This is a genomic window from Amycolatopsis melonis (genome assembly GCF_040064235.1).
Lineage (GTDB): Bacteria > Actinomycetota > Actinomycetes > Mycobacteriales > Pseudonocardiaceae > Amycolatopsis > Amycolatopsis melonis.
The window spans coordinates 229436-253541 of the sequence record NZ_JBDZYD010000005.1 but is presented as its reverse complement, the minus strand read 5'-3'; the positions used below and the strand labels follow the sequence as shown (position 1 = coordinate 253541).

Here is a 24106-nt window from a genome sequence, read left to right as displayed (position 1 = left end):
CTAGCGCCCCCCCCCCCCACCCCCCGGGGGGTGTTCAGACACAAAGTGGTCCCCCCCCCCCACCCCCCCCCCCCCCCCCCCGGCGCGCACTAGGAACTCGTCATGACCCGCTATGTCCTGCGACGGCTGCTCCAGCTGATCCCGGTCTTCTTCGGCACCACGTTCCTGATCTACATCCTCGTCTGGGCCGTTCCCGGCGACCCGTTCTCCGGCAAGTGCGGCCAGACCGCCTGCCCGCCGGCCTACGTCGCCCAGATGACCGAGAAGTTCAACCTCAACGACAACGTCTTCGTGCAGTACTTCAAGTACCTCGGAAGCCTGTTCACCGGTGACTGGGGCGAGACCTTCAACGGCACCTCGGTCGGCGAGCTGATCGCCACGTCCTACCCGATCACGCTGCGCCTCGCCGTGGTCGCGGTGGTCATCGAGGCGGTCATCGGCCTCACCGCCGGGGTGCTGACCGGGTTGCGGGGCAAGGGTTTCCTCGACAACCTCGTCCTGGTCTCGACCACCTTCCTGATCTCGCTGCCGGTGTTCGTCACCGCGATCGTGCTGCAGCTGGCACTGGGCAGCAACGGGCTCGGGCTGATCGAGGCGAGCGTGTCCGACAACCCGGGCATCGGCGAGCTGATCGTCCCCGGCATCGCCCTCGGCAGCCTCTCGATGGCGTACGTGGCCCGGCTGGCGAGGACGAGCATCGCCGAGAACCGCCGCGCCGACTACGTCCGGACGGCGATCGCGAAGGGGCAGCCGACCAGCCGAGTCGTCGGCGTGCACCTGCTGCGCAACTCGGTGATCCCGGTGCTGACCTTCCTCGGCACCGACCTCGGCGCCCTGATGGGCGGCGCGATCGTCACCGAAGGCGTGTTCAACATCAACGGACTGGGCGGGCTCATCTTCCGCGGCATCCAGAACCGCGAGAGCGCGACCGTCGTCGGCGTCGTCGTGCTGCTGGTGCTGGTGTACCTGCTGATGAGCCTGGTCGTCGACCTGCTCTACGCCGTTCTCGACCCGAGGATCCGCTATGACTGACCCGAACCTGGTGGGCGGCGGCGGGGCCGGCGCGGCCGAGCTGTCCCGCGTCGACGACTCCGCCACCGGCCCGCACAAGCCCCGCAGCCTGTGGAGCGACGCGTGGCGCCAGCTGCGGCGCAAGCCCGCGTTCGTCGCCTCCGCGGTGATCATCGCGCTCATCGTGCTGATCGCGATCGCGCCCGGCCTGTTCAGCTCGCGCGACGCGGGCTTCAGCGATCTCGCGCACGCCAACGAAGGCCCGTCCGCGGACGCCTGGTTCGGCTACGACAACCAGGGGTACGACGTCTACGCGCGGACGATCTACGGCGCCCGCGCGTCGCTGCTGGTCGGGGTGTTCTCGACGTTGCTGACCGTCCTCATCGGATCGGTCGTCGGCATCCTCGCCGGCTACTACGGCCGGATCGTCGACAGCGTCCTGTCCCGCTTCGGCGACATCTTCGCCGGCCTGCCGTTCGTGCTCGGCGCGATCGTCATCCTGACGACGTTCAACGCGCCGGGCTCGAACCCCGGCGGTGTCACGATCATCGTGCAGGTGGTCTGCTCGATCGCGGTGCTGAGCTGGCCGGTGGCCATGCGCATCATGCGCTCGGCGACGCTGGTCGCCAAGCAGCTCGACTACGTCAAGGCCGCGCGCGGCCTCGGCGCGAGCACCCCGCGGATCATCTTCCGGCACCTGCTGCCGAACACGATCGCGCCGGTGCTCGTGTACGCGACCATCGCGCTCGGCGCGTTCATCGGTGCCGAGGCGACGCTGGCCTACCTCGGCATCGGCGTGCGCCCGCCGGTGATCTCGTGGGGCGTGATGATCAGCGACTCGCGGGACTACTTCCGGGTGGACCCGCACATGCTGCTGTTCCCCGGCGCCTTCGTCACCCTGACCGTGCTGGCCTTCGTGATGCTGGGCGACGGCATCCGCGACGCGCTCGATCCGAAGTCGAGGTAAGTCCTTGTCCGACAACGAACTCCTGCTCGAAGTAGAGGACCTGCACGTCGAGTTCCGGACGTCCGACGGCGTCGCGAACGTGCTCAACGGCGTCGGCTACGCGGTGCACGCCGGGGAAACACTGGCCGTGCTCGGCGAATCCGGCTCCGGGAAGAGCGTCACGGCGCAGACGGTGATGGGCATCCTCGACATGCCACCGGGTGTCGTCACCGCCGGTGCCGTGCGCTGGCGCGGCGAGGACCTGCTGACCGCGTCCGCCGAACGCCGCCGCGAAGTCCGCGGCAGCGAGATCGCGATGATCTTCCAGGACGCGCTGTCGGCGCTGAACCCGGTGTTCACCGTGGGGTTCCAGATCGAGGAGCAGCTGCGCGTCCGGCTCGGGATGTCCAAAAAGGACGCGCGGAAGCGGGCGATCGAACTGCTGGACACGGTCCGGATCCCGGCCGCGGAACGCCGGGTCAGGGACTATCCGCACCAGTTCTCCGGCGGCATGCGCCAGCGCGCGATGATCGCGATGTCCCTGGCGCTGGACCCGGACCTGCTCATCGCCGACGAGCCGACCACCGCGCTCGACGTCACCGTGCAGGCCCAGATCATGGACCTGCTCGCCGAGATCCAGGCCGAGCGGAAGATGGGGCTGGTCCTCATCACCCACGACCTCGGCGTGGTCGCCGAGGTCGCCGACCGGATCGCGGTCATGTACGCGGGCCGGATCGTCGAGCAGGCCGACGTCGGCGAGCTGTTCCGCGCGCCCGCCCACCCCTACACCGCCGCGCTGATGGACTCGCTGCCGCGGCTGGACCTCAAAGGACAGACGCTGGAAACCATCAAGGGCCTGCCGCCGAGCCTGCTCGACATCCCGCCCGGCTGCCCGTTCCACCCGCGCTGCAAGCGGGCCGAAGCCAAGTGCAGCACCGAAGTCCCGCCGCAGCACGCGATCGGGTTCGGCCGGACCAGCGCGTGCCACTTCGCCGAAGAGGTGGTGAGTTCCCGTGCCTGATCCCATTCTTTCCGTCCGCGACCTGAAGAAGTATTTCCCGGTCCGCACCGGCATCCTGTTCAAGCGCACGATCGGGCAGGTCAAGGCCGTCGACGGCGTCTCGTTCGACCTGATGCCGGGCGAGACGCTCGGCGTCGTCGGCGAGTCCGGCTGCGGGAAGTCGACGCTCGCCCAGGTCCTGATGCGCCTGGAGGAACCGACGAGCGGCACCGCGCAGTTCGAGGGCCGGGACATCTTCGGCCTGCGCGGCGCCGAACTGCGCAAGCTGCGGCGGGAAATCCAGATCGTGCTGCAGGACCCGTACACCTCACTCAACCCGCGGATGACCGTCGGCGACATCGTCGGCGAGCCGTTCGAAATCCACCCCGAGGTCGCGCCGAAGGGCTCGCGGGCGGGCAAGGTCCGGGAGCTGCTGGACGTCGTCGGCCTCAACCCCGAGCACCTCAACCGCTACCCGCACCAGTTCTCCGGCGGCCAGCGCCAGCGCATCGGCATCGCCCGCGCGCTGGCCCTGCGGCCCAAGGTGATCATCTGCGACGAGCCGGTGTCCGCGCTGGACGTCTCGATCCAGGCGCAGGTGATGAACCTGCTCGGCGACCTGCAGGGCGAGTTCGGACTGTCCTATGTGTTCATCGCGCACGACCTGTCGGTGGTGCGGCACCTGTCCAGCCGCGTGGCGGTCATGTACCTCGGCAAGATCGTCGAGATCGGCACCGAGGAGGAGATCTACGAACGACCGTCCCATCCGTACACCCAGGCACTGCTGTCCGCGGTGCCGGTCGCGGACCCGGCGGTGCGCGGCCGCCGCCAGGTGATCCGGCTGACCGGCGACGTCCCGAGTCCCCTGGATCCCCCGTCCGGGTGCCGGTTCCGCACGCGGTGCTGGAAGGCGCAGGACAGGTGCGCCGAGGAGGTGCCCGAGCTGGTGCCCAGGACGGACGGGCATCCGTCAGCTTGTCACTTCGCGGAGCAGAAGTCGGTTGTTCCGTAACGTACGTTTGGCCGTTGTTTGCGCATTGTCCGATCTATACGGTGCAGGAACCGCATTCCGGAGGAGGAGAAACGTGAAGAGACCAAGGCTTCTCGCCGCCGTGCTCGCCGTGCCGCTGTTCGGCGCGGTTTCGGCGGTCGCGGTGCCTGCCGCGTCGGCCCAGCCCGCACTGGCCGGCCCGGCGACCGAGTTCACCGTGCTCGCCAAGGACGTCCAGAGCATCGGCAGTGCCCAGCAGGCGATCAAGGCCGCGGGCGGCACGATCCTGGAGACCAACACCGCGGTCGGCCTCATCAAGGCCAGCGCCCCGGCCACCGGGTTCACCGAGCGCGTGACGGCCAGCCGTGCCGTGTTCGGCGCCGCGAAGGCGCAGGTCATCGGCTCGGTGCCGAAGCTGGCCAAGAAGAGCAAGAGCGACGCCCACGTCGAGAAGGAAGGCCGTGGCACCGCCGCCGCCACGGCGAAGAAGCAGGCCGCGCCGGTGGGCATGGACCCGCTGGACGACCAGCTCTGGGGCCTCAAGTCCGTCCGCTCGGACCTCTCGCGCACCAAGCAGCCGGGCAGCAAGCAGGTCAAGGTCGGCGTCATCGACACCGGCATCGACGGCACGCACCCGGACATCGCGCCGAACTTCGACGAGGCCGACTCCCGCAACTTCACCCGCGACATCCCGACCGACGTCAACGGCGCCGAAGTCGACGGGCCCTGCGAGTTCCGCGGCTGCGTCGACCCGGTCAACCACGACGACGGCGGCCACGGCACGCACGTCGCCGGCACCATCGCCGCCGCGGCGAACGGCTTCGGCGTCTCCGGCGTCGCGCCGAACGTGACGCTGGTGAACATCCGCGCCGGCCAGGACTCGGGCTTCTTCTTCCTGCAGCCGACCGTCGACGCGATCACCTACGCCGGCGACGCGGGCATCGACGTGGTCAACATGAGCTTCTACACAGATCCTTGGCTCTACAACTGTGCCGCGAACCCGGCGGACTCGCCCGCCGAGCAGGCTGAGCAGCGCACGATCATCGAGGCGACGCAGCGGGCGCTGAACTACGCGCACCGCAAGGGCGTCACGATGGTGGTCGCGCTGGGCAACCAGCACACCGACCTCGGCAAGCCGCAGCCGGACACCACCAGCCCGGACTACCCGGCCAACGGCACCCACCCGCGCACGATCGACAACTCGACCTGCCTCAGCCTGCCGGTCGAGGGCAACCACACGATCGGCGTCAGCTCGTTCGGCCCGTCGCAGAAGAAGGCGGACTACTCCAACTACGGCCTGGAGCAGATCTCGGTCTCGGCACCGGGCGGCTTCTTCCGCGACGGCTTCGGCACGCCGTGGTACCGCACGGTCGAGAACGAGATCCTCTCGACGTACCCGAAGAACGTCGGCGTCGCCGAAGGCAACATCGACGCGGACGGCAACATCACCGAGGCGGGCCTGGCCGCGGGCATCAAGAAGGCGACGGCCCCCGACGGCCGCGTCGGCTACTACCAGTGGCTGCAGGGCACGTCGATGGCGACCCCGCACGCGACCGGCGTGGTGGCGCTGATCATCTCGCAGTACGGCAAGAAGACGCACGGCGAGTTCGGCATGGACCCGGACAAGGTCCAGCGCGTCCTCGAGGGCACGGCGGCCCAGATCGCCTGCCCGGTGCCCCGCACGGTGGACTACCTGAAGGAAGGCCGCGACGCGACGTTCACGGCAACCTGCGAAGGTGACCCGTCGTTCAACGGCTTCTACGGCCACGGCGCGGTCGACGCCTACGCGGCGGTGACGCGCGGCTCGCAGTTCCTGAAGTAGGTTCTTCGCCACGGAACGGCCCATCTCCCTGGGGGAGGTGGGCCGTTTCGCGCGATGAGTAAACCTTTCCGGCTTCCCCGGCGTGTATGACGGGACGAGGGGGGTGCCGACGATGGCGCGAAGATCCTTGCCGGACGAGCCGACGGCCGCGGAGGCCGGCTTCACGCGGGCGTGGCTGGGCCGCCACGGCATCACGGCGGACCGGCAGACCCGGCTGCTCGCGCTGCGGGTCGGATCCCGGGAGCAGGCCCGGCGCTCCTACCAGGTTCTTTTCGGGCTCTACGGCGGGGTCTGGGTGATCGTCGCGCTCGCCGAGTTACCCGTCCCCGTCCGGTTCCTGCTGGTCAGCGCCGTCTTCGCGGTCGTGCCGCTGCTGCAGTGGCGGCGGGTCCGCCCGCGCGAACGTGCCGCCGCGCGCCTGGCGCCCGCCGGGGACCGGCTGCCGCTGCGGGTGACCGCCCGGCAGGTCGGCTGGTGGTCGCTTGCTTCGGTACTGGTCACCTTCGGCGGTGGCGTGGTGCTGTGCGTGGCGAGGTTCTCCACCAGCCCCGTGGCGGCCGTGAGCTGGGCGGCGGCACTGGCGGTCGGCGCCGGAAGCACGGCGCTGGTGCTCGGCCCGGCCCTGCGAGCCCCGGTGATCGCCGAGGACCCGACGTCGCTCGCCGCCGACGCGGTGCTGCGGGCCCAGGACGTCGTGATGTTCGCGCCGTCGGCGGTCTTCGCGCTCCTGGCCTGCGTCGACTTCGCCGAGACGTGGCCGTCCGTGCCGCCGTGGTTTCCGGTGCGGGTGGGCTACGTCGTGCTGGCACTGGGGACCGGGTTCGCCGCCCAGGTCCGGTGCCGTCGCCTGCCGGTTGCTGCTCCGGCAGGCGGCGGGCCGGGTGTCAGCGGTTCGACGCCTTCTTGACGAACTTCGCCAGGTCCTTCGCCTGCTGCAGCCGCGTCGGCTCGTGGATGTACATCATGTGGCCCGCCGGGTAGTACGCCGTGTCGATGTTGTCGCGCAGCTCCTCCGGGATCTGCAGGTGGGCCAGCACGTGCTCGGCCGCGAAGTACGCCGTCGCGCCGTCGTAGTGGCCGAATGCCACGTGCACCTTCAGGTGCGGGTTCGCCCGCATCGCCGCGCTGAGCGAGTCCACCACCGACACCGAGCGGCCCTCGAAGTCCGCGTACGACCACGCCTTGAACGTGTCCTCGTTGATGATCTCGTACGGCAGGTCGTTCTCGTAGCCCAGCTCGGCCCGCACGTAGTGGTTGAACGACGCCGCGTACGCGCCCACCACCCGCGAGATCGACGGGTCGTCGCTCATGTGCTCGCGGCCGCCGTCGGGCTCCCACGTCGTGAACCGGCCGTCCATCCGGCCGACCACCAGGCCGCGGTCGCGCAGCAGCTCGGTGAAGAACCGGACGTGCTCGATCCGCAGGTTCACCCGGTCCACATAGGACTCGCTCAGCCCGGTCAGCGACGCCAGTGTCGCCACCGCCTCCGTCCGGTCCTGAGTGGACAGACGAGCGCCGCGGGCCAGTGCCCACGGCAGCTCCTTCGCCGCGAAGTCCTCGGCGTCGGCGAGGACGTCGTCGAGCGGGCGGTCGCCGTGCAGGCCGTGGTAGTGCGCGATCGCCGCGTACGTCGGCACGTACAGCGAGTACGGCAGGTCGTTGCCCTCGGTGAACTGCAGCGTGCCCAGGTCGAGCACCGACGAGATGAGCAGCAGGCCGTTGAGGTACAGCCCGTGCCGGTCCTGCAGGTGCGCGGCCAGCCCGGCGGCGCGCAGCGTGCCGTAGGACTCGCCGGCCAGGAACTTCGGCGACAGCCAGCGCTGGTGCCGTGACACCCACAGCCGGATGATCTCGCCGACCGACTCGATGTCGCCCTTGAAGCCGTGGAAGTCCTTGCTCTCCTCGCCGCCGGCGACCCGCGAGTACCCGGTCGACACCGGGTCGATGAACACCAGGTCGCTGTGCGCCAGCAGCGTCTCCGGGTTGTCGGCCAGCCCGTACGGCGGCGGCACCAGGTCGTCGACGTCGCCGGAGAGCACCCGGCGCGGCCCCAGCAGGCCCATGTGCAGCCAGATGCTCGACGAGCCGGGGCCGCCGTTGAAGGCGAACGTCACCGGCCGCGTCCCCGGATCGGCGTCGTCGAGGGTGTAGGAGGTGATGAACACCTCCGCCTTGGGCTTGAAGCCCTCGGACTTGCCGTCCTTCACGATCTCCTTGCGGAGGACGATCCGCCCGGCCTTCGCCGTGTACGCGAGCTTCTTCCGCTTCACGGTCAGTGTGTGCTGGGTCGTGACGATGTCGTCGGTCGGCTCGGCCGGGATCTCCGTGGTGGCCGGGGCCTTCGTCTCGGGAGCCTCTTCGGGGGTCGTGTCCGCCATGGGGCCCAACTTAGATGTGGCAGGGTGACCTGGTGCACACCGGGGACTGGCCGTCGACGGCCGAGGAGGCGCTCGCGGTCCAGGAGCGGCTCCGCGGCCGGGTGGACCTGACCGACGACTGCCCCGAGCTGCCGCCGACGGTGACCGGCCTCGACGTCGCCTACGACGACGCCGGCGGCATCGCCGCGGCCGTCGTCACCCTCGAAACCGCCGGGCTCACCGTCGTCGAGCAGCGGACCCACCGCGCCGAGGCCGTCTTCCCGTACGAGCCGGGCCTGTTCGCCTTCCGCGAGCTGCCGCCGCTGCTGGCCGCACTCGGCGCGCTGGAGCACACCCCCGACGTCCTGGTCTGCGACGGCTACGGCCTGGCCCACCCGCGGCGGTTCGGCCTGGCCTGCCACGTGGGCGTGCTGACCGGGCTGCCCGCGTTCGGCGTCGGCAAGACGCGGTTCGTCGGCACGCACGGCACTCCCGGCGCCGCCAGGGGCTCGTCCGTCCCGCTGGTCGACGCCGGGGAAGAGGTCGGCGCGGTGCTGCGGACCCAGGACGGCGTCAAGCCGGTGTACGTCTCGGCCGGGCACCGCATCGGTCTCGCGCACGCCTGCCGGCTGACGCTGGCGCTGACCCCGCGCTACCGGCTGCCGGAGACCACCCGGCACGCCGACCGGCTGTCCCGGGCGGCGCTGCGATGAGGTCGCTGGACGAGCTGGACGCCGCGGTCGCCGGGTGCCGCGCCTGCCCGCGGCTGGTGGCCTGGCGGGAGGGCGTCGCGGGCACGAAGGCGGCGTTCCGCGGCCAGGAGTACTGGGCGCGCCCGGTGCCGGGGTTCGGGCCGCCGGACGCCTCGCTCGCCGTGGTCGGCCTGGCCCCCTCGGCGCACGGCGGCAACCGCACCGGCCGGATGTTCACCGGCGACCCGTCTGGCGACTTCCTCTTCCAGGTCCTGTACGAGGTCGGGCTCGCTTCGCAACCGACGTCGACGGCCGTCGGCGACGGGCTGGAGCTGTACGGGACCCGGCTGGTGTCGCCGGTCCGCTGCGCCCCGCCCGCCAACAAGCCGACCCCCGCGGAGCGGGACACCTGCCGTCCGTGGCTGGCCGAGGAACTGGCACTGTTACGTCCGACACTGCGGGCGATCGTGGTGCTCGGCGCGTTCGGGTGGCAGGCGCTGCTGCCGGTGCTCGAAGCGGCGGGCTGGGCGGTGCCGCGGCCGCGTCCCGCGTTCACCCACGGTGCCGTGCTGGAGCTGGGCGACCTGCGGGTTTTCGGCTGTTATCACGTCTCGCCACGCAATGTCCAGACACACCGCGTGACCCATGCCATGGTGGCGGACGTCTTCCGCGCCGCGACCTCGGTGACAGCACCGGACTGAATCGTTACGGAAACCGCAGCGACGCTGGTCACAGCCGGATGGGGCCCCCGAGCGAGGTCGCGGCGAAGGTGCGAACATGGGGACATGGCTGCTGCGAAGTCGAAGTCGGAACCGACTCGGATCCTCGTCCTCGGTGGTGGGTACGTCGGGCTCTACACGGCCTACGGCCTGCAGAAGATGCTCCGGGCCAACGAGGCGTCCGTGACGGTCGTTGACCCGCAGCCCCACATGACCTACGCGCCGTTCCTCCCGGAGGCCGCGGCAGGCGCGATCGAGCCCCGGCACGTGGTCGTGCCGCTGCGGCGGGTCCTCAAGCGCTGCCACGTGCTGACCGCGCGCGTCACCAAGATCGAGAACGAGAAGAAGTCGGTCACGGTCGAGGCGGCCGACGGCCACATCGAGCAGCTGGGCTACGACATCCTGGTCGTCGCGCTGGGCGCCGTCGCCCGGATCCTGCCGATCCCCGGCCTGGTCGAGGAGGGCATCGCCTTCAAGACCATCGGCGAGGCGATCTACCTGCGCAACCACATCATGACCAAGCTCGACGAGGCGGCCAGCACGCTCGACCCCGAGCTGCGCAAGCGCCTGCTGACGTTCACGGTCGTCGGCGGCGGCTTCGCCGGCATCGAGGCGCTGGCCGAGCTGGAGGACATGACCCGGTTCGCGGTGGAGAACTACTACCCGAACATCAAGGTGTCGGACATCCGCTGGGTCCTCGTCGAGGCGGCGGGCCGGATCCTCCCCGAGGTCCGCGAGACGCTGGGTGTGTACACGGTCGAGCAGCTGGAGAAGCGCGGCATCGAGGTGTACCTGTCGACGGCGGCGAAGTCGTTCGAGAACGGCCACGTGGTCCTGTCGGACGGCACGGAGTTCGACACGGACACGATCATCTGGACCGCGGGCGTGAAGGCCAACCCGGTCCTGGCGAACTCGGACCTCCCCCTCGACAAGCGCGGCCGCCTGGAGGCCACGGCGGCCATGCAGGTGGTGGGCCACCCGGACGTGTGGACGGCGGGCGACAACGCGGCAATCCCGGACCTGTCCCGCACGGAGCAGGACCCGACGGCAACGTGCCCGCCGAACGCCCAGCACGCGGTCCGCCAGGCCCGCCTCCTGGCCAAGAACATCATCAAGGTCCTCCGCGGCGGCAAGCCGAAGGACTACTACCACAAGAACCTGGGCGCAGTGGCCAGCCTCGGCCTGCACAAGGGCGTGGCGGACGCACTGAACCTGAAGATCAAGGGCTTCCCGGCGTGGCTGTTCCACCGCGCGTACCACCTCAAGGCAATGCCGACCTGGAACCGCCGCATCCGCATCTTGTTCGACTGGATCCTGGGTGGGTTGTTCCGGCGCGAGGTGATTTCGCTCGGCCAGATCAACAACCCGAAGGACGAGTTCACCCGGGTGTCCAAGTCCTGATTTGACGTTGTCGAGAGCCCCTGGTCGCTACGGCCGGGGGCTTTCGGCGTTCCCGGGCATGACTAGAGTGGGCGGTGCCCCCGTAGCCCAATCGGCAGAGGCAGTCGACTTAAAATCGATCGAGTGCGGGTTCGAGTCCCGTCGGGGGCACATACTGCGTGGACGAGGATGCGCCAACCTGGTCCCCGAGGCTGCTCCGGCGCTATACGGTGTGCGCATGTACGTGACGCCGCCGACGCCGCCTGTCACTCGCCCTGTTGCCGCGCCGGTTTGGTGGCAGGTCTTCGGGCCCGGGTTGACCGCGCTGATCGGGCTGTTCATGCTGACCGCGATCTACCGGTTCGACGGTATGTCGGAGATCCAGCGCGACTTCGGCCTGTCCGACGTGAGCCTGCTCCTGATCGGGTTGGTCGCCTACCTCGCCGGCGCGGCGCTCGCGGCGCCTGCCGGGCTCCTGCTCGGCGCCCGCTTCCCGACGGCGGTGGCCGTGCCCGCGGCCTGTTTCCTGCTCCTGGGTGTCGCGCTCGCCGCCTTCGCGCCCGCCGGCGGTGTGCTGGCGATCGGCCGCGTTCTTTCGGGGCTGGGCACGGGCGCGGCCGCCGGGGCGACGGTCGCGCTGACACTGAAGCTGCGCCAACTGCGTGCTGCCATCGCCGGGGTGTTCGCGGCGCTCGCCGTGCTCTCGTTGGTCCTCGGGCCGGTCATCGGCCAGCTGATCTCCGAGGCGGTGGGGTTCCGGGTGGTCCAGCTGGCCGCGATTCCGTTGCTGCTCATCGCGCTGGTCGTCACCGGGGTGATCGGTCTCGTCCGGCTCAGCACGGCCAAGCGCCCGGCACCGCCCGTCTCGTACGGCATGCCCTACCCACCGCCAGGACCGCAGTCCGGCGGCGTCTGACGGTTACCGCGCCGAACCGGCGGATAGCCTGGCCGGGGTGAGCGTGGCATTCTGGGACCTCGACGGGCGGGGGTCCTGACGATGACCGGACTGCGGCGGTATCGCACGGTGGTGTCCGACAGTGCGTTGTGGGCGGGCTTCCGGTTCCGTGACGGCGACGTCGTGATCAGCACGCCGCCGAAGTGCGGCACGACGTGGATGCAGATGCTGTGCGCGTTGCTGATCTTCGACAGCGCCGAGCTTCCCCGTCCGCTCACCGAAATCTCTCCCTGGCTGGACGCGACCACCTATGACACCGAGGCGGTCATAGCCGGGCTCGAAAGCCAGCGGCACCGGCGGTTCGTCAAGACGCACACACCGCTCGACGGCTTGCCGTTCGAAGCAGGGGTGACGTACGTCTGCGTCGGCCGTGACCCGCGCGACGCGATGCTGTCGTTCGAGCACGCCACCGCCAACATCCACCCCGACGCCATCGCCGCGGGCGGGCTCGACCAGCACGACGGCCCGCCGCCCGCTGAGGATCCGCTCGAACGGTTCCGGGAGTGGGCGGACGCGGAGTTCACCCCCGAGTCGGCGTGGTTCGGGGTGTCACTGGCCAACCTGGTCCACCACGTGCGGACGTTCTGGGACCGGCGCGATTCGCCGCAGGTCGTCTTGTTCCACTACGCCGACCTCAAAGCCGACCTGCCCGGCCAGCTGGGGCGGTTGGCCACCGCGCTCTCGATCGACATCGCGCGGCAGCGGCTGGAAGAACTCGCCACCGCGGCGACTTTCGACCGCATGCGCAACCGGGCCGACGAGCTGGCCCCCGGCGTCGACGCGAACCTCTGGCGCAGCAACAAGGACTTCTTCCGGTCCGGCACCAGCGGGCAGTGGCGCGACCTGCTCGACCACGCGACGATCGAGCACTACCAGCGGCGCGTCGCCGAGCTGGCGCCGCCCGACCTCGCCGAGTGGCTGCACAGGGGCCGGCTTCGTTGACACTCGGCGACGCGGCGCCCGTTGCTCCGGGGAGCCGGTACCGGGCGTTTTGCCGATGGACTTCGCTGAAACTCGAAACGGGCAGCTTTCTGGTCGGCCTCGCCGGGATCCCGAGCATGTTCGCCGGCCTCTGGGGCGCCGCCGTGACGCTGGACGACGCTCCGGAGGGACCACCCGCCGGCACGGGCGATTCCCTCCTCCTGCTCGTGGCGGCGCTCGGAGCCGGGGCGGGGCTGGTGGGAGTGCTCGTCTCGATCCGCACCGCCGATCCGCCCCGCCGGTCCGTGGTGGACACTTTCCAGCCGGTGCCGGTATTCGCCGTCGTCGCCATGGCCGCGGTTTTCGGCGCGTGACCCGGTGCTACACCCGTGCCGTCTTCTGGGCCGAGCTGCCGACGACGTCGAAGTCGCGGGCCATGCCCGTCGTGTTGAGGTGGGCGATGTCGGCCTGCTCGAAGTCGACGTCCAGCAGCGGGGTGCTCTTCTCCAGGTCGCGCCGGTGCTCGCTGGGGATGCCCCAGTCGTAACGCTTCTGGATCTCGACGTGGTAGACGACCTCGTCGCCGTGTTTCTCGCCGACCAGCCGGTACTGGAAGTGGTTGAACGAGTAGTACCAGTCCTGACCGCCCTTGCCGTCGCGGTCCAGGTCCGGGGCAGTCGTCGTCCACTCCGTGGTGAACGGGCCGTCCGGGCGCTTGCCGAGCTGGGCCACTTCCTTGTCGACGCGCTCGCGGAACGACGGCATGTCGTCCAGCATGTCCTGGACCGGTGCCTCGACCGTGGTGCCGTCGCCGTCGAGATAGTGCTGCAGCAGCCAGGCCGCGTGGTCGTTGCCCTGCCGGACCAGGCCCAGCAGGACGACGTTGTGCAGCTGGTTCCACACCCTGCGGTCGTGCTCGGTGGGCGGGAGGACGCCGTAGCGGCGGTCCTCGGTCTCGAAGTTGTCCCGCGTGCCGAAGACGACCTTGAGGTTGCGGGCGAGTTCCTGGTCGATTTCGGTGGCCTGCTTCAGATGCGCCTGGATCTTCCGCTCCAGCTCGTCCGCGAGGGCGGCCTGCTCACCGAGCGCGTCGAAGTAGCCCGCAGTGTCGTCGTGGGTGACCTTGCCCTCGGCCGTGACCGTCATGCCGTGCTCCCGCGCCTGCCGCTGCAGGTCCAGCACGGCTCGCTGGTGGCCTTCCAGACCCTTGAGCCCCGCGGTTCCCTCGGCGCCGTCGGCTTCGGTGTCGATGTACCTCCGCAGGGCCTTGACCTCGGCGTCGACGGCGTCGAAGTCCCAGCGGATGCGCGCGCAGTACTTCGTCGCCGCCGCGCCGCCCTTGCCCTCCCATTCGCCGTCCTCCAGCGGGGTCACGACGGCCGACTCGTACCCGTCGCGGATCCGGTGGAGCCTCTGGTGGACCAGCGCCCACTGCTCGGCGAACGTCTCCAGCCCGGCGACGTCCAGCTCCGTCAGCTGCTTGAAATCAACCACGGGGCAGCTCCGTTCCCACGGCACGGGCGGCGGCCGTCTCGGTGTCCGAGTACGCGTCGGCGCTCAGCCGGAAGTTCTCCGCGGCTTCGCCGAGCCGTTGCCGCAGCAGCGCGTTGAGGTCGTCCCACCGGCCCTGCATGTCGTCGACGCTGTTCACGAACTCCCAGCCGGGAGCCGCCCGGCGCAGCGGCTCGAACGTGTCGTCCGCCGCGCCGCACAGTGCGTTCACCGCCACCGACGTCTCGTCGCACGCGTCGGCGCGCTGCCGCAGCCAGGACGGCGTGACCCCGAGGTCCGCGCCGCCACCCCACGGCGGCACACGCTTCGGCGGCGGTCCCGGGGACGGCGACGGCGTCGGCTCGGGCGACGGGCCCTCGCCCCCAGGTGGCGGCGGAGATGGCGTCGGTCCGGGTGCCGGCCCGGACACCACCCGCCAGCCGCCCGATTCGTTCGGCACCGGCAAACTCCCTCCAGAAGATCGTCCTCAGGCTACGACGTGCACCACCGCCACCCGGTTCCGCGGTTCGGGCCCGCGAACCGCGGTGGCGGTGCATCATGGCTCGCGGCGCGTTGGTTCGGCGGAAGCGAGTTGAGGCGAAGTGCGGCGATCCTCTGCCCGGCGGCGAGTGGGCATCGTCAGCGGTGCCGTGTTCTGCGTGGCGCTCGTCGCCGGCCTCGTGCTGCTGCTGGCCGAGGGCGGGCTGGACCAGGGCGACAAGGTCGCGAGCATCGTCAGCATGGTGATCGCCGCGATCAGCCTGCCGATCACGATCTACGCCGTCGCCCTGTCGGCCCGGCAGGAACGGCAGGCGCCGCCCGGCAGCCTCGACGATTTCGCCGACATCCTCGCCGACGCCGTACGGACGCAGTGGGAAGCGGAGGAACAGATCCGGCGGGTGCACGACCCGTTCCCGCTGCCGTTCCGGTGGAGCACCGTCGACGGCGAACTCACCGACCACTGGGAGAACATCAACGGCAGCCCGGACGACGGCACCGTCCTCGACCTCGACGGCCAGGGCGAGCACGTCGCCGCCGTCTTCGCGCGGATTCCGTCCCGGCGGCTCGTGGTGCTGGGCGAAGCCGGGGCCGGCAAGACGATCCTGACGTCCCGGTTCGCGCTCACCCTGCTGGCCGGGCGCGAACGCGGCAGCTCCCAGCCGGTGCCGGTGATCTTCTCGCTCGGGTCGTGGGATCCCGCCCGCGCGTCCCTGCGGGACTGGCTGACCGAACAGCTCGTCACCACCTATCCCGTGCTCGGACGGCCCGACGCCACAGGCGGGACCGTCGCCGCGCGGCTGCTCGCCGACCGGCGGATCCTGCCCGTGCTCGACGGCCTCGACGAGGTCACCGAGGGACTGCGCGGGGACGTCGTCACCCGGATCAACGCGGGCCTGCGGCCGGGCGACGAATACCTGCTGACCAGCAGGCCACGCGAATTCCGCGAGGCCGTCGAGGCCACCGACGTGCTGACCGCCGCGGCCGTGGTGCGGCTCGAGACGCTCACCCTCGACGACCTCGACCGCTACCTGCCGCTGACGACCCGCAAGGGGCGCGGGCCCGGGACGAAGTGGCACCCGGTCCTGGAACACACCCGCCGCTCCGGCGTCGACAGCGCGTTGTTCGAGGTGCTCTCGACCCCGCTGATGGTCGCGCTGGCCCGTGCCGTGTTCAGCGACACCGACGCGGATCCGGCGGCACTGCTCACTGTGGACAGTCCGGATTCCCGGACCACCCGGGAAGTCCTCGAAGACCTGCTGCTCGCCGGTTTCGTGCCCGCGGTGTACTCCGGGGATGCTCACGCCGGCCGGGTGGAGCGGCGGCTGCAGTTCCTGGCCTGGCAGATCCGGCGGCGGGGGACCTACGACATCGCCTGGTGGCAGTTCGTGCTGGCCGTGCCGCGGGTCGTGGTGGGCGCCGTGGCGGGCGCGGTGATCACGGCGGCGGCCTGGCTCGCCGCCGGCTACCCCGGCTGGGCCGGCAGCTGGCCCGATCCCGTCCCGCAGCGCGCGTGGGTCCTTGCGACCCTGGTGGCCGGCCTGGTCACCGGGATCGCCGGCGGGACGATCGTGGGCCAGGCCCGCGGCATCCGGCCCGCGCCGGCGCGCATCCGGCTGCAGATGCTCGGCAGGCTCGGGCAGATCGCCGGACAGCTGGCCGTCAGCCTGCGCGGCTGGCGCACCATCGCGTGGCTGCTCGTGTGGACCGGCGGCGGGGTGCTGTTCGGCACCGCGGCGTCGGTGTTCGGCCACGGCGGCAACGTCGTCCTCGTCGGGTTCGCCGCCGGCCTGTTCGCCGGCCTCGGCACGTGGTTCGTGGTGTCGTTCGTCCGCGCGCTCGGAACCCCGGTCGACCCGACCGAGACGACCAGCCCGGCCGAGCTGCTGCGCACCGACCGGCGGGCCGCGCTGCGCCAGGGCATGGCCGTCGGCCTCGGCGGGGGGACGGTGTTCTGGACGATGCTGGGCTTCGCCTTCGAGCCGGCGTTCGGCGTACCCTTCGACGTCGTCTTCGCCGGCGGCCGCTGGATTCCCGGCTTCCTGACCATGGCCGCGGCGGGGCTGGTGATCTGGATGCTGTTCGTGACGGTCTGGGGTCCCTGGCTGGTGGCCCGCCTGTGGCTCCCGCTGACCGGCCGCCTGCCATGGCGCGTGATGCCATTCCTGTCCGACGCCCACGAGCGCGGCGTCCTGAGGGCGGCGGGCGGGGTCTACCAGTTCCGCCACGCCCGGCTGCGCGACTATCTCGCGGACCGCTGGAACGCGCGCTTACGGTGAGCGGGATCCGAGGAGGCGCGGCGTGGTCGTGAAGGTCCGCACGGTCAATGGCGCGAAGCAGCTCGAGGTCGAGGACGTCGCGTGGACGCCCGATCTCGGTGAGCGCTTCGTGGCCGAGGGATGCACGGGACTGCTCGTCGGTGCGCCGGACGGCCCGGCGATGCCGGACCTCGGGTTCGTCCGTGACCTGCCCGGGCTGACCCGGGTCCGGCTGCTGCGTGGCGTGCGGGACTGCTCGGCGGTGGCGGACGTCCCCGGCCTGGAGGAGCTGACGCTGGCCTCGGACTACCGGGGGCCGCTCACCCTCGGGAGCCTGCCGCGGCTGCGGACGCTGGCGATGCCCTTCCTGCCGGCGGTCGCGGACCTGGCGAAGCTGGGTGAGCTGCGTGTGCTGGCGGTGTGGGGCTGGCCCAAGTCGTCGCCGACCCTCGAGGTGCTGGGGGACAAGCCGGAGCTGGAGTTCCTGCGGCTGGAACTCAAGCGGACCACGGTGCTCACGACGGCCGGGCTCGTCGCGCCGAAGCTGCGTACGTTGTGGCTCTACGACGGCAGGGTGTCGTTCGCGGCGGCGTTCCCCGAGCTGGAGGTCCTGCACCTGAACAGCACCAAAGTGGCGTCACTCGACTTCGTCCGTGACCTCCCGCGGTTGCGGGACCTTTTCGTGGAGAACGCGGGCGAAGTCGAAAGTGCCGACCCGCTGCGGGGCCATCCGGCACTGCGCCTGCTGGCGTTCGCGGGCCGGACGACGTTCCGCGACGGTGATCTCGGCGCGCTGCTGGAGCTGCCCGCCGTGGAGAGCGTGGCCCTCGAGCGCGGTGCGCCGCACTACAGCCACAAGCCCGCCGAGATCCGTCGCTGACGGCTCAGGCCGCCTGCACGGTGACCGGGAACTTCGCCGGTCCCCGCAGGTTGATCCGGCCGTTCCACTCCACCCGCCCCGCGAAGTCCAGGTCCGGGAACCGCTGTACCAGGCGGCTGATCGCCACCTGGCCCTCCAGCCTGGCCAGTGCCGCGCCGAGGCAGTGGTGGGGGCCCGCGCCGAAGGACACCTGGTGGCGGGCCTCGGGGCGGTCGATGCGGAGGCGGTCGGCGTCCGGGCCGAAGAAGCGCTCGTCGCGGTTGGCCGAGGCCAGGCAGGCCAGCACGAACGTGCCCGCCGGGATCTCCTTGCCCGCCACTTCGTACGGCGACGTCGTGATGCGGCGCGTCTGCTGCACCGGCGAATCGAACCGCAGGAACTCCTCGACCGCGTTCGCCGCCAGGTCCGGGTGGGACCGCAGCAGCTCCAGCTGGTCGCGGTTGTGCAGCAACGCGTTCACGCCGTTGGCGATCAGGTTGACCGTCGTCTCGTGGCCCGCCACGTACAGCAGGACCACCTGGGCCACCAGCTCGTCGCCGTCGAGGACCTGGCCGTCGTGCTCGGCCGCGATCAACGCCGTGAGCAGGTCGTCGGCCGGGTGCTCGCGCTTCCACGCGATCAGGTCGCGGGTGATCGCCGTCAGCTCCGCGTCCGCCGCCATGATCGCCCGCGCGGTTTCCTCGTCCGCCACGATTTCCAGGGACCGCACCAGCGTCCCGCTCAGCTCCCGGATGCGCGCGTGGTCGGTCGGCGGCATGCCGAGCATCTCCGAGATCACCGCGAACGGCAGCGGGAACGCCAGTTCCTCGACCAGGTCCGACGTCCCCTTCGCGGCCATCCGGTCCAGTGCCTCGTCGACGAGCCGGACGATCTGCGGTTCGAGCGCGGCCACCGCCCGGCGGGTGAACACCTTGGTCACCAGCGACCGCAGCCGCGTGTGATCGGGCGGGTCGCGGTCGAGCATCGACAGGTTCAGCGCGCCGGCGTTGCCTTCCTCGCCGAAGTATTCGATCTGCTGGCTGAACGGCCCGGGGGCCAGGTTGCCGACTTCGACCGACAACCCCGCCTTCAGCACGCGCGAGACGTCTTCGAAGCGGGACACGAACCAGAAGCCCAGCGGGTGGTCCTGCACCGGGTCCCGGTCGCGCAGCATCTTGTAGTGCGGGTACGGGTCTTCGAAGTAGCCGGGCGCGAACGGGTTGAACAGCAGTTCGCCGGGATCGATCAGGTCGGTCATGCCAAACCCCCAGACGGGTTTACCTACACGGCGTTGGTGACATACGCAGTGTATGTCCTATGCTCTGCGCATGTCGACTGCCAAGAGCCGGCGGGAGCAGTACTCCGAGGCCACCCGGGCCGCCCTGCTGGCCGCGGCCACCCGCCGGTTCGCCGAGCACGGCTTCGCGGGCACGGCACTGGAGGACGTCGCGGCCGACATCCAGGCCACGCGCGGGGCGATCTACCACCACTTCGCCGGCAAGGGCGCGTTGTTCGAAGCGGTCTTCGAGCAGCTCGAAGGGGACGCGATGGCGCTCTGCGCGGACGCGGCGGCGCGGGCGGCCGGCCCGCGTGAGGCGGCCGAGGCGGCGTTGGAGGTCTTCCTCGACCGCTGCTGCGACCCGGTTTACGGCAAGATCGTCTGCCTGGAGGCACCGCTCGCGCTCGGCTGGCTGCGCTGGCAGGCCGCCGAGGAGAAGTTCGCCTACGGCCTGGTCGAACGGCTGATCAAGGCGCTGATGGACGGCGGCGACCTGCAACCCCAGCCACTGGAAACCACGACGCGGCTGGTGTTCGGCATGCTCGGCACGGCAGGGATCGCGCTGGCCGAAGCGTCCGATGTGGACAAACCGCGGCTGAAGGCCGAGTACGCCGCCGTCATCGACCGGATGGTCTCGGCCCTGCGCCCGGACCCCGGATGTGACGCCGGTCACTGATCGCAACCTTGATCGTCCGGCCGCGCCTTCAGAGTGGAAAGCAACCTTTACCTTCGCCTGGGGGATCCATGGGGAAAAGACTCTTCGCCGTGCTGGGTGCGGTGCTCGCCGCGCTCGTGCTGGCGCCGGCCGCGGAGGCCGGTGCCGCCGGCCGGTTCGACCGGGAACTGCGGACGCGGATCGCACAGGCGCAGGCCTACGCCGACAGCCGTCCCGGCGTGACCGGCATCGTGCTGCGGGACCGGTGGACCGGTGCCGTCTACCGCAGTGCGGCCTCGGGCACGCTGATCTGGGCGTGCTCGACGCCGAAGCTGGCCATGGTCGTGGACCTGCTGCTGCGCAACGACTCCGGCGCGGTCACGCTGACCGCCGAAGACCGCGACCTGATGCACCGGATGCTCAACTCCAGTGACGACGCGGCCGCCCACAAGCTCTGGACCCGCTACGGCGGCGAGGCGGAGTTCGCCAAGCGGTTTCCCTCCTACGGCATGACCGACATGCGGTTCACCGACCAGCACCCGCACCACTGGGGCTGGATCCTCACCACCGCGGACGACCTGGACCGGCTGGTCAACTACGTGCTGACCCGCCTGCCGCGGCAGCACCGCGACTACATCGTCCGCGAGATGCGTGCCGTGGACGTCAACCAGCAGTGGGGTGTCTGGGGTGCCGGCCCGGCCGCGCGGCCGGGCAACAAGGACGGCTGGTCCGACGACAACGACGACGGCTCCTGGATCATGAACTCCGTCGGCTTCGTCGGCCCGCACGAGCGCTACACCCTGGCGCTGATGAACAACACCATGGTCATCCAGGACGGCTACGAGGTCGGCAAGGAGACCACCACCCGGATCAGCGAAATCCTCTTCAAGGGGTACTTCGGCGCGTGACGCCCTCCGGCGGCAGGGCCCGGCGTGGATTCGCCGAGGCCCTGCCGATCGCGCCGGAAAAACAACGCTCGATCCCTTTCCTGGGCCCGCATTCAGCGGCTTTTCCCACGCAATCGTGTTTGCGGGGGCACCCTCAGTAGCCCTTGTGGGGTCTGTGTAAGCTCCGGTCTCGCTTGACCGGGTGATCACTCACCCGAATCGGTGGCCGACGTGGTCATGAATTGTCATCACGCGGTCCTCACGTCGTGGTTCGGGCTCGGATAGGAGATTTATGCAGGTCAGGTCCACTCTCGTGCGTGGCGGGATCGCGGCACTCGCCGCGGCCGCCGCGGTCATGGTCGGTGCTCCCTCGGCGCTGGCCGACGACGGCGCCGCGCGCGGCCGGGTCAGCGAAAACGCGGGCACGCTGGGCTACCGGATCAACCTCGAAGGCGGCGGTGACTACATCACCAAGCTGTTCGGGTTCAAACTCTCGGACGGCAGCTCGCTCAAGCTCTACTGCGTCCAGATCACCGTCGGCATGCGCACCGACGTCGACATGGTCGAGCGGCCGTGGACCAAGTACCCCGCCGCGAACTCGCCGTTCACCGCGAACAGCGACAAGATCAACTGGGTGCTGCACCACGGCTACCCGGGCGTGAAGCCGGACGCGCTGGCCGACGCGCTCGACAAGCAGGGCGTCAAGGTCCACGACGGCATCTCCGAGCGCGAGGCGATCACCGCGACGCAGGCCGCGGTGTGGCACTTCAGCGACGGCGTCAAGCTGAACCTGCAGAAGCCGCTGGCCGAGAAGAACCCGGCCGAGGACAACGCCGACGTCGCCGCGCTCTACACCTACCTGACCGGCGACCAGAACAAGGGCATGGGCGCGCAGCCCAAGCCGACGCTGAACATCGCGTCGCCGAAGGGCGAGGGCAAGATCGGCACCCGGATCGGCCCGTTCGAGGTCGCCACCTCCGGTGACATCACCTCGCTCACCACCGAGCTGCCCGAAGGCGTCAAGATCACCGACGCCGACGGCAAGGAGGTCAAGTCCTCGGAAGTCAAGGACGGCAGCAAGCTGTACGTCGACGTCCCGGCGGGCGCCAAGCCGGGCAACGGCTCGTTCGCGCTGAAGGTCACCGGCGAGCTGGAGACCGGCCGCCTGTTCGTCGCCGAGAACTACGCGCAGAAGCCGGCGCAGTCGCTGATCGTCGCCGACTCGGAGAAGACCCAGGTGACCGCGAAGGCGGCCGCGAGCTGGACCGAGGCGGGTGCCGCCCCGACCACCGCGCCGAGCACGCCGGGTGGCGCGCAGTCCGGTGGTGGCGACCTGGCCAACACCGGTGTCGACGCCGCGGTTCCGTTCGCCGCCGGTGGCCTGCTGCTCGGGGGTGGCGCGCTGATGCTGCTGCTGAACCGCCGCCGCAGCCGCGCCTGATCGAAGTACCCGAGACGGGGCCGGTCCACTGTGGACCGGCCCCGTTTTCGTGCCCGACGAACGGATTGCGCCCTTCGGGGCGAATCCGGCGGCCCGCCCGCCGCAGTGGTCTAGACTTTTCGGTCATGCGCGGTACGACCGTCCCGCCAGGGACGCCCTGCCCGGCACCGCCGCCGGGGGAGCTGCCGATGCACCGGCTGGAGGTGCCTGCCGGGCCCCCGGAAGGCGTCCTGCCGTTCGCGGTCGGCACGTTCGACACGATCGGGCCGCTGTCCCGCGCGGACTTCCCGCACCGGCACACGTTTCACGAGATCGTGCACGTCACCGGCGGCACCGGCACGCACGTCGTCGACCTCGCGCGCTGGCCGCTGCGGCCGCCGAACCTCGGCATCATCGCGCCCGGCCAGGTGCACCAGTGGGCCGGGGTGCGCGGGCTGACCGGGCACGTCGTGCTGTTCACCGACGACTTCCTCCTCGACCACCCGGCCGACGGCGCACTGCTGCGGCGGCTGAGCGAACGGCCGTGGCTGGAACTGGACGCACGGGCCGACGCCGTCGTCACGCGGCTGATCGCCGACCTCGAGGACGAGTTCCGCCGCGCCGAAGACGGCGCCGAATCGGTGCTGCGGGCGCTGGTGCACGTCCTCGTCGTGCGAGCGGGACGGCTGCTGGGCACACCGCCGCCCGCACCCGCCGGAGCCGTGGCGGCCGGGTTCGCCCGCCTCGCCTCCCGCCCCGAACCCGGGCTGTGGTCGGTCCGCGCCTACGCCGACCGCCTCGGCGTCACCCCCGGCCACCTCACCGAGGCGGTGAAGACCGCGACCGGCCGGACCGCGGCGCAACTGGTGCGCGAGGCGCGGATCCGGGAGGCCCAGCGGTTCCTGCTGCGTACGGACCTGACCGTGCGGCAGGTGGCGCGCCGCACGGGGTTCGCCGATCCGGCGTACTTCTGCCGGTTCTTCCGGCGGGAGACCGGGGTCAGTCCCGGTGAATTCCGGCGTGGCGGGGAGAATCACCACGACTGACCGGTCCCGTCCATCGCCGCCCGCCGGGTGCGCTGCCTACGTTCGAGGGGATTCCCGAAGCCCCCACGAGGAGCAGGCATGGACGAGGAAACCCAGCTCAGCCGCAAGACGGTGCTGAAGGCCGCGCTCGCCGCGGGTGTCGCGGCGCCGGTCGCGCTGCTCGGCGGCCCGGCGCTCGCCCGCGCGACCGCCGCGGGCGGCGTCCCCGAACTGACGCCGTCGTGCCACGACGACGACGATCCGACGCCGCCGCAGACCGAAGGCCCGTACTTCAAGCCGAATTCACCGGAACGGACCAACCTCGTCACCCCGGGCACCCAGGGCACGCGGCTGACCGTGACCGGCTACGTCTTCGGGCTCGCCTGCCGTCCGGTGAGCCGCGCGCTGCTGGACTTCTGGCAGGCGGACGTCAACGGCGCGTACGACAACGTGGGCTACACCCTGCGCGGCCACCAGTACACCGACGCGCAGGGCGCGTTCACGCTGTCGACGATCGTGCCCGGCCTCTACCCCGGCCGGACCCGGCACATCCACGTGAAGGTGCAGGCGCCCGGCAGGCCGGTCCTGACCACGCAGCTCTACTTCCCGAACGAGCCGCGCAACAACACCGACACCATCTTCGACGCGCGGCTGCTGATGACCGTCCGGGACAACGGCACGGCGAAGGAAGCGGCCTTCGACTTCGTCCTCGACGTGCCGCAGACGCCGACGTCGACGCAGGCACCGACGTCGACGCAGACGTCGACGCCCTCGCCCGGCGGCACCACCTGGACGGCGGGCACCGCGTATGCGCCGGGCAACCGCGTCACCTACGCCAGCCGCGCCTACGTGTGCCTGCAGGCGCACACCGCCCAGCCGGGCTGGGAACCGCCGTCCGTGCCCGCGCTGTGGCGGGCGGAGTGATCCGCCGAACCTGCGC

Annotated in this window: 23 protein-coding genes and 1 tRNA gene; 20 read left to right on the top strand and 4 right to left on the bottom strand. The window is 70.8% G+C overall.

The genetic code is table 11. From position 1 onward, the window contains the following. Positions 1-102: 102 nt before the first annotated feature. The 6 genes from ABJI51_RS15090 (at position 103) to ABJI51_RS15065 (ending at position 6677) form a co-directional block, all read left to right on the top strand. Entirely contained in the window at positions 103-1032 is a 930-nt protein-coding gene (locus ABJI51_RS15090; RefSeq protein ID WP_348951243.1) for an ABC transporter permease, read from the top strand. Then, positions 1025-1978: an ABC transporter permease gene (locus ABJI51_RS15085; RefSeq protein ID WP_348951242.1), complete on the top strand. Its 954-nt coding sequence runs from the start codon at positions 1025-1027 to the stop codon at positions 1976-1978. Before ABJI51_RS15090 ends, ABJI51_RS15085 begins: the two co-directional genes overlap by 8 nt. A gap of 4 nt (positions 1979-1982) precedes the next feature. Next, a complete protein-coding gene (locus ABJI51_RS15080) occupies positions 1983-2978 on the top strand; it encodes an ABC transporter ATP-binding protein (protein ID WP_348951240.1) in 996 nt (331 codons plus the stop codon). After that, positions 2971-3969, top strand: coding sequence for an ABC transporter ATP-binding protein (locus ABJI51_RS15075; protein ID WP_348951238.1), 999 nt, complete (start codon positions 2971-2973; stop codon positions 3967-3969). Before ABJI51_RS15080 ends, ABJI51_RS15075 begins: the two co-directional genes overlap by 8 nt. Before the next feature lie 73 nt (positions 3970-4042). Beyond that, positions 4043-5770: a S8 family serine peptidase gene (locus ABJI51_RS15070; protein WP_348951236.1), complete on the top strand. Its 1728-nt coding sequence runs from the start codon at positions 4043-4045 to the stop codon at positions 5768-5770. Positions 5771-5882: 112 nt separating this feature from the next. Then, a complete protein-coding gene (locus ABJI51_RS15065) occupies positions 5883-6677 on the top strand; it encodes a hypothetical protein (protein ID WP_348951234.1) in 795 nt (264 codons plus the stop codon). Here ABJI51_RS15065 and ABJI51_RS15060 read toward each other — a convergent pair. Then, positions 6655-8148, bottom strand: a complete 1494-nt coding sequence (locus ABJI51_RS15060; RefSeq protein WP_348951233.1) for a S10 family peptidase — start codon at positions 8146-8148, stop codon at positions 6655-6657. The genes ABJI51_RS15065 and ABJI51_RS15060 overlap by 23 nt on opposite strands. A gap of 14 nt (positions 8149-8162) precedes the next feature. On the opposite strand from ABJI51_RS15060, the gene ABJI51_RS15055 reads away from it, so the two are divergent. The 7 genes from ABJI51_RS15055 to ABJI51_RS15025 all read left to right on the top strand — a co-directional run bounded on the left by ABJI51_RS15055 (position 8163) and on the right by ABJI51_RS15025 (position 13168). Next, complete coding sequence (locus ABJI51_RS15055) at positions 8163-8840, top strand: endonuclease V (protein WP_348951232.1); 678 nt, start codon at positions 8163-8165, stop codon at positions 8838-8840. After that, positions 8837-9520, top strand: a complete 684-nt coding sequence (locus ABJI51_RS15050) for a uracil-DNA glycosylase (RefSeq protein WP_348951230.1) — start codon at positions 8837-8839, stop codon at positions 9518-9520. Before ABJI51_RS15055 ends, ABJI51_RS15050 begins: the two co-directional genes overlap by 4 nt. An 84-nt stretch (positions 9521-9604) precedes the next feature. Beyond that, positions 9605-10939: an NAD(P)/FAD-dependent oxidoreductase gene (locus ABJI51_RS15045; protein WP_348951228.1), complete on the top strand. Its 1335-nt coding sequence runs from the start codon at positions 9605-9607 to the stop codon at positions 10937-10939. Positions 10940-11015: 76 nt separating this feature from the next. After that, positions 11016-11089: transfer RNA gene (locus tag ABJI51_RS15040), tRNA-Leu, on the top strand. Between the two features lie 67 nt (positions 11090-11156). Beyond that, positions 11157-11834 (top strand): MFS transporter, encoded by a 678-nt coding sequence (locus ABJI51_RS15035; protein WP_348951226.1) that lies wholly within the window; start codon positions 11157-11159, stop codon positions 11832-11834. Positions 11835-11915: 81 nt separating this feature from the next. Beyond that, positions 11916-12815 carry a sulfotransferase domain-containing protein gene (locus ABJI51_RS15030; RefSeq protein ID WP_348951224.1) on the top strand — a complete coding sequence of 300 codons (900 nt, stop codon included), beginning with the start codon at positions 11916-11918 and terminating at the stop codon, positions 12813-12815. A gap of 116 nt (positions 12816-12931) precedes the next feature. Next, the gene (locus ABJI51_RS15025; RefSeq protein ID WP_348951222.1) at positions 12932-13168 is read left to right on the top strand and encodes a hypothetical protein; all 237 of its coding nucleotides are present in this window, start codon (positions 12932-12934) and stop codon (positions 13166-13168) included. A 7-nt stretch (positions 13169-13175) separates the two neighbouring features. Here ABJI51_RS15025 and ABJI51_RS15020 read toward each other — a convergent pair whose 3' ends face one another. After that, complete coding sequence (locus ABJI51_RS15020) at positions 13176-14288, bottom strand: DUF4239 domain-containing protein (protein WP_348951220.1); 1113 nt, start codon at positions 14286-14288, stop codon at positions 13176-13178. Continuing rightward, positions 14281-14745: a hypothetical protein gene (locus ABJI51_RS15015; RefSeq protein WP_348951219.1), complete on the bottom strand. Its 465-nt coding sequence runs from the start codon at positions 14743-14745 to the stop codon at positions 14281-14283. Before ABJI51_RS15015 ends, ABJI51_RS15020 begins: the two co-directional genes overlap by 8 nt. A gap of 169 nt (positions 14746-14914) precedes the next feature. On the opposite strand from ABJI51_RS15015, the gene ABJI51_RS15010 reads away from it, so the two are divergent. Together ABJI51_RS15010 and ABJI51_RS15005 are read left to right on the top strand one after the other, a co-directional pair. After that, a complete protein-coding gene (locus ABJI51_RS15010) occupies positions 14915-17062 on the top strand; it encodes an NACHT domain-containing protein (protein ID WP_348951217.1) in 2148 nt (715 codons plus the stop codon). A 22-nt stretch (positions 17063-17084) separates the two neighbouring features. Beyond that, positions 17085-17921, top strand: a complete 837-nt coding sequence (locus ABJI51_RS15005; RefSeq protein ID WP_348951215.1) for a leucine-rich repeat domain-containing protein — start codon at positions 17085-17087, stop codon at positions 17919-17921. A gap of 4 nt (positions 17922-17925) precedes the next feature. Here ABJI51_RS15005 and ABJI51_RS15000 read toward each other — a convergent pair whose 3' ends face one another. Continuing rightward, positions 17926-19158 carry a cytochrome P450 gene (locus tag ABJI51_RS15000; RefSeq protein WP_348951213.1) on the bottom strand — a complete coding sequence of 411 codons (1233 nt, stop codon included), beginning with the start codon at positions 19156-19158 and terminating at the stop codon, positions 17926-17928. A 70-nt stretch (positions 19159-19228) separates the two neighbouring features. On the opposite strand from ABJI51_RS15000, the gene ABJI51_RS14995 reads away from it, so the two are divergent. From ABJI51_RS14995 to ABJI51_RS14975, 5 genes are all read left to right on the top strand, one after another. Then, entirely contained in the window at positions 19229-19855 is a 627-nt protein-coding gene (locus tag ABJI51_RS14995) for a TetR/AcrR family transcriptional regulator (protein WP_348951212.1), read from the top strand. A gap of 68 nt (positions 19856-19923) precedes the next feature. Next, positions 19924-20742 (top strand): serine hydrolase, encoded by an 819-nt coding sequence (locus tag ABJI51_RS14990; protein WP_348951210.1) that lies wholly within the window; start codon positions 19924-19926, stop codon positions 20740-20742. Positions 20743-21013: 271 nt separating this feature from the next. Continuing rightward, on the top strand, positions 21014-22162 hold the full coding sequence (locus ABJI51_RS14985) for a thioester domain-containing protein (RefSeq protein ID WP_348951208.1): 1149 nt from the start codon (positions 21014-21016) through the stop codon (positions 22160-22162). A gap of 125 nt (positions 22163-22287) precedes the next feature. After that, entirely contained in the window at positions 22288-23187 is a 900-nt protein-coding gene (locus tag ABJI51_RS14980) for a helix-turn-helix transcriptional regulator (protein WP_431605610.1), read from the top strand. A gap of 78 nt (positions 23188-23265) precedes the next feature. After that, positions 23266-24090 (top strand): dioxygenase family protein, encoded by an 825-nt coding sequence (locus ABJI51_RS14975; RefSeq protein ID WP_348951206.1) that lies wholly within the window; start codon positions 23266-23268, stop codon positions 24088-24090. Positions 24091-24106: the final 16 nt, after the last annotated feature.

Bases quoted from the DNA above. Each gene is read 5' to 3' on its own strand.
- ABJI51_RS15085 (WP_348951242.1), top strand. From the start codon at position 1,025: ATGACTGACCCGAACCTGGTGGGCGGCGGCGGGGCCGGCGCGGCCGAG.
- ABJI51_RS15060 (WP_348951233.1), bottom strand. From the start codon at position 8,148: ATGGCGGACACGACCCCCGAAGAGGCTCCCGAGACGAAGGCCCCGGCC.
- ABJI51_RS14995 (WP_348951212.1), top strand. From the start codon at position 19,229: ATGTCGACTGCCAAGAGCCGGCGGGAGCAGTACTCCGAGGCCACCCGG.
- ABJI51_RS14985 (WP_348951208.1), top strand. From the start codon at position 21,014: ATGCAGGTCAGGTCCACTCTCGTGCGTGGCGGGATCGCGGCACTCGCC.
- ABJI51_RS14980 (WP_431605610.1), top strand. From the start codon at position 22,288: ATGCGCGGTACGACCGTCCCGCCAGGGACGCCCTGCCCGGCACCGCCG.
- ABJI51_RS15030 (WP_348951224.1), top strand. From the start codon at position 11,916: ATGACCGGACTGCGGCGGTATCGCACGGTGGTGTCCGACAGTGCGTTG.
- ABJI51_RS15055 (WP_348951232.1), top strand. From the start codon at position 8,163: ATGTGGCAGGGTGACCTGGTGCACACCGGGGACTGGCCGTCGACGGCC.
- ABJI51_RS15045 (WP_348951228.1), top strand. From the start codon at position 9,605: ATGGCTGCTGCGAAGTCGAAGTCGGAACCGACTCGGATCCTCGTCCTC.
- ABJI51_RS15050 (WP_348951230.1), top strand. From the start codon at position 8,837: ATGAGGTCGCTGGACGAGCTGGACGCCGCGGTCGCCGGGTGCCGCGCC.
- ABJI51_RS14975 (WP_348951206.1), top strand. From the start codon at position 23,266: ATGGACGAGGAAACCCAGCTCAGCCGCAAGACGGTGCTGAAGGCCGCG.
- ABJI51_RS15035 (WP_348951226.1), top strand. From the start codon at position 11,157: ATGTACGTGACGCCGCCGACGCCGCCTGTCACTCGCCCTGTTGCCGCG.
- ABJI51_RS15025 (WP_348951222.1), top strand. From the start codon at position 12,932: ATGTTCGCCGGCCTCTGGGGCGCCGCCGTGACGCTGGACGACGCTCCG.
- ABJI51_RS14990 (WP_348951210.1), top strand. From the start codon at position 19,924: ATGGGGAAAAGACTCTTCGCCGTGCTGGGTGCGGTGCTCGCCGCGCTC.
- ABJI51_RS15090 (WP_348951243.1), top strand. From the start codon at position 103: ATGACCCGCTATGTCCTGCGACGGCTGCTCCAGCTGATCCCGGTCTTC.
- ABJI51_RS15000 (WP_348951213.1), bottom strand. From the start codon at position 19,158: ATGACCGACCTGATCGATCCCGGCGAACTGCTGTTCAACCCGTTCGCG.
- ABJI51_RS15065 (WP_348951234.1), top strand. From the start codon at position 5,883: ATGGCGCGAAGATCCTTGCCGGACGAGCCGACGGCCGCGGAGGCCGGC.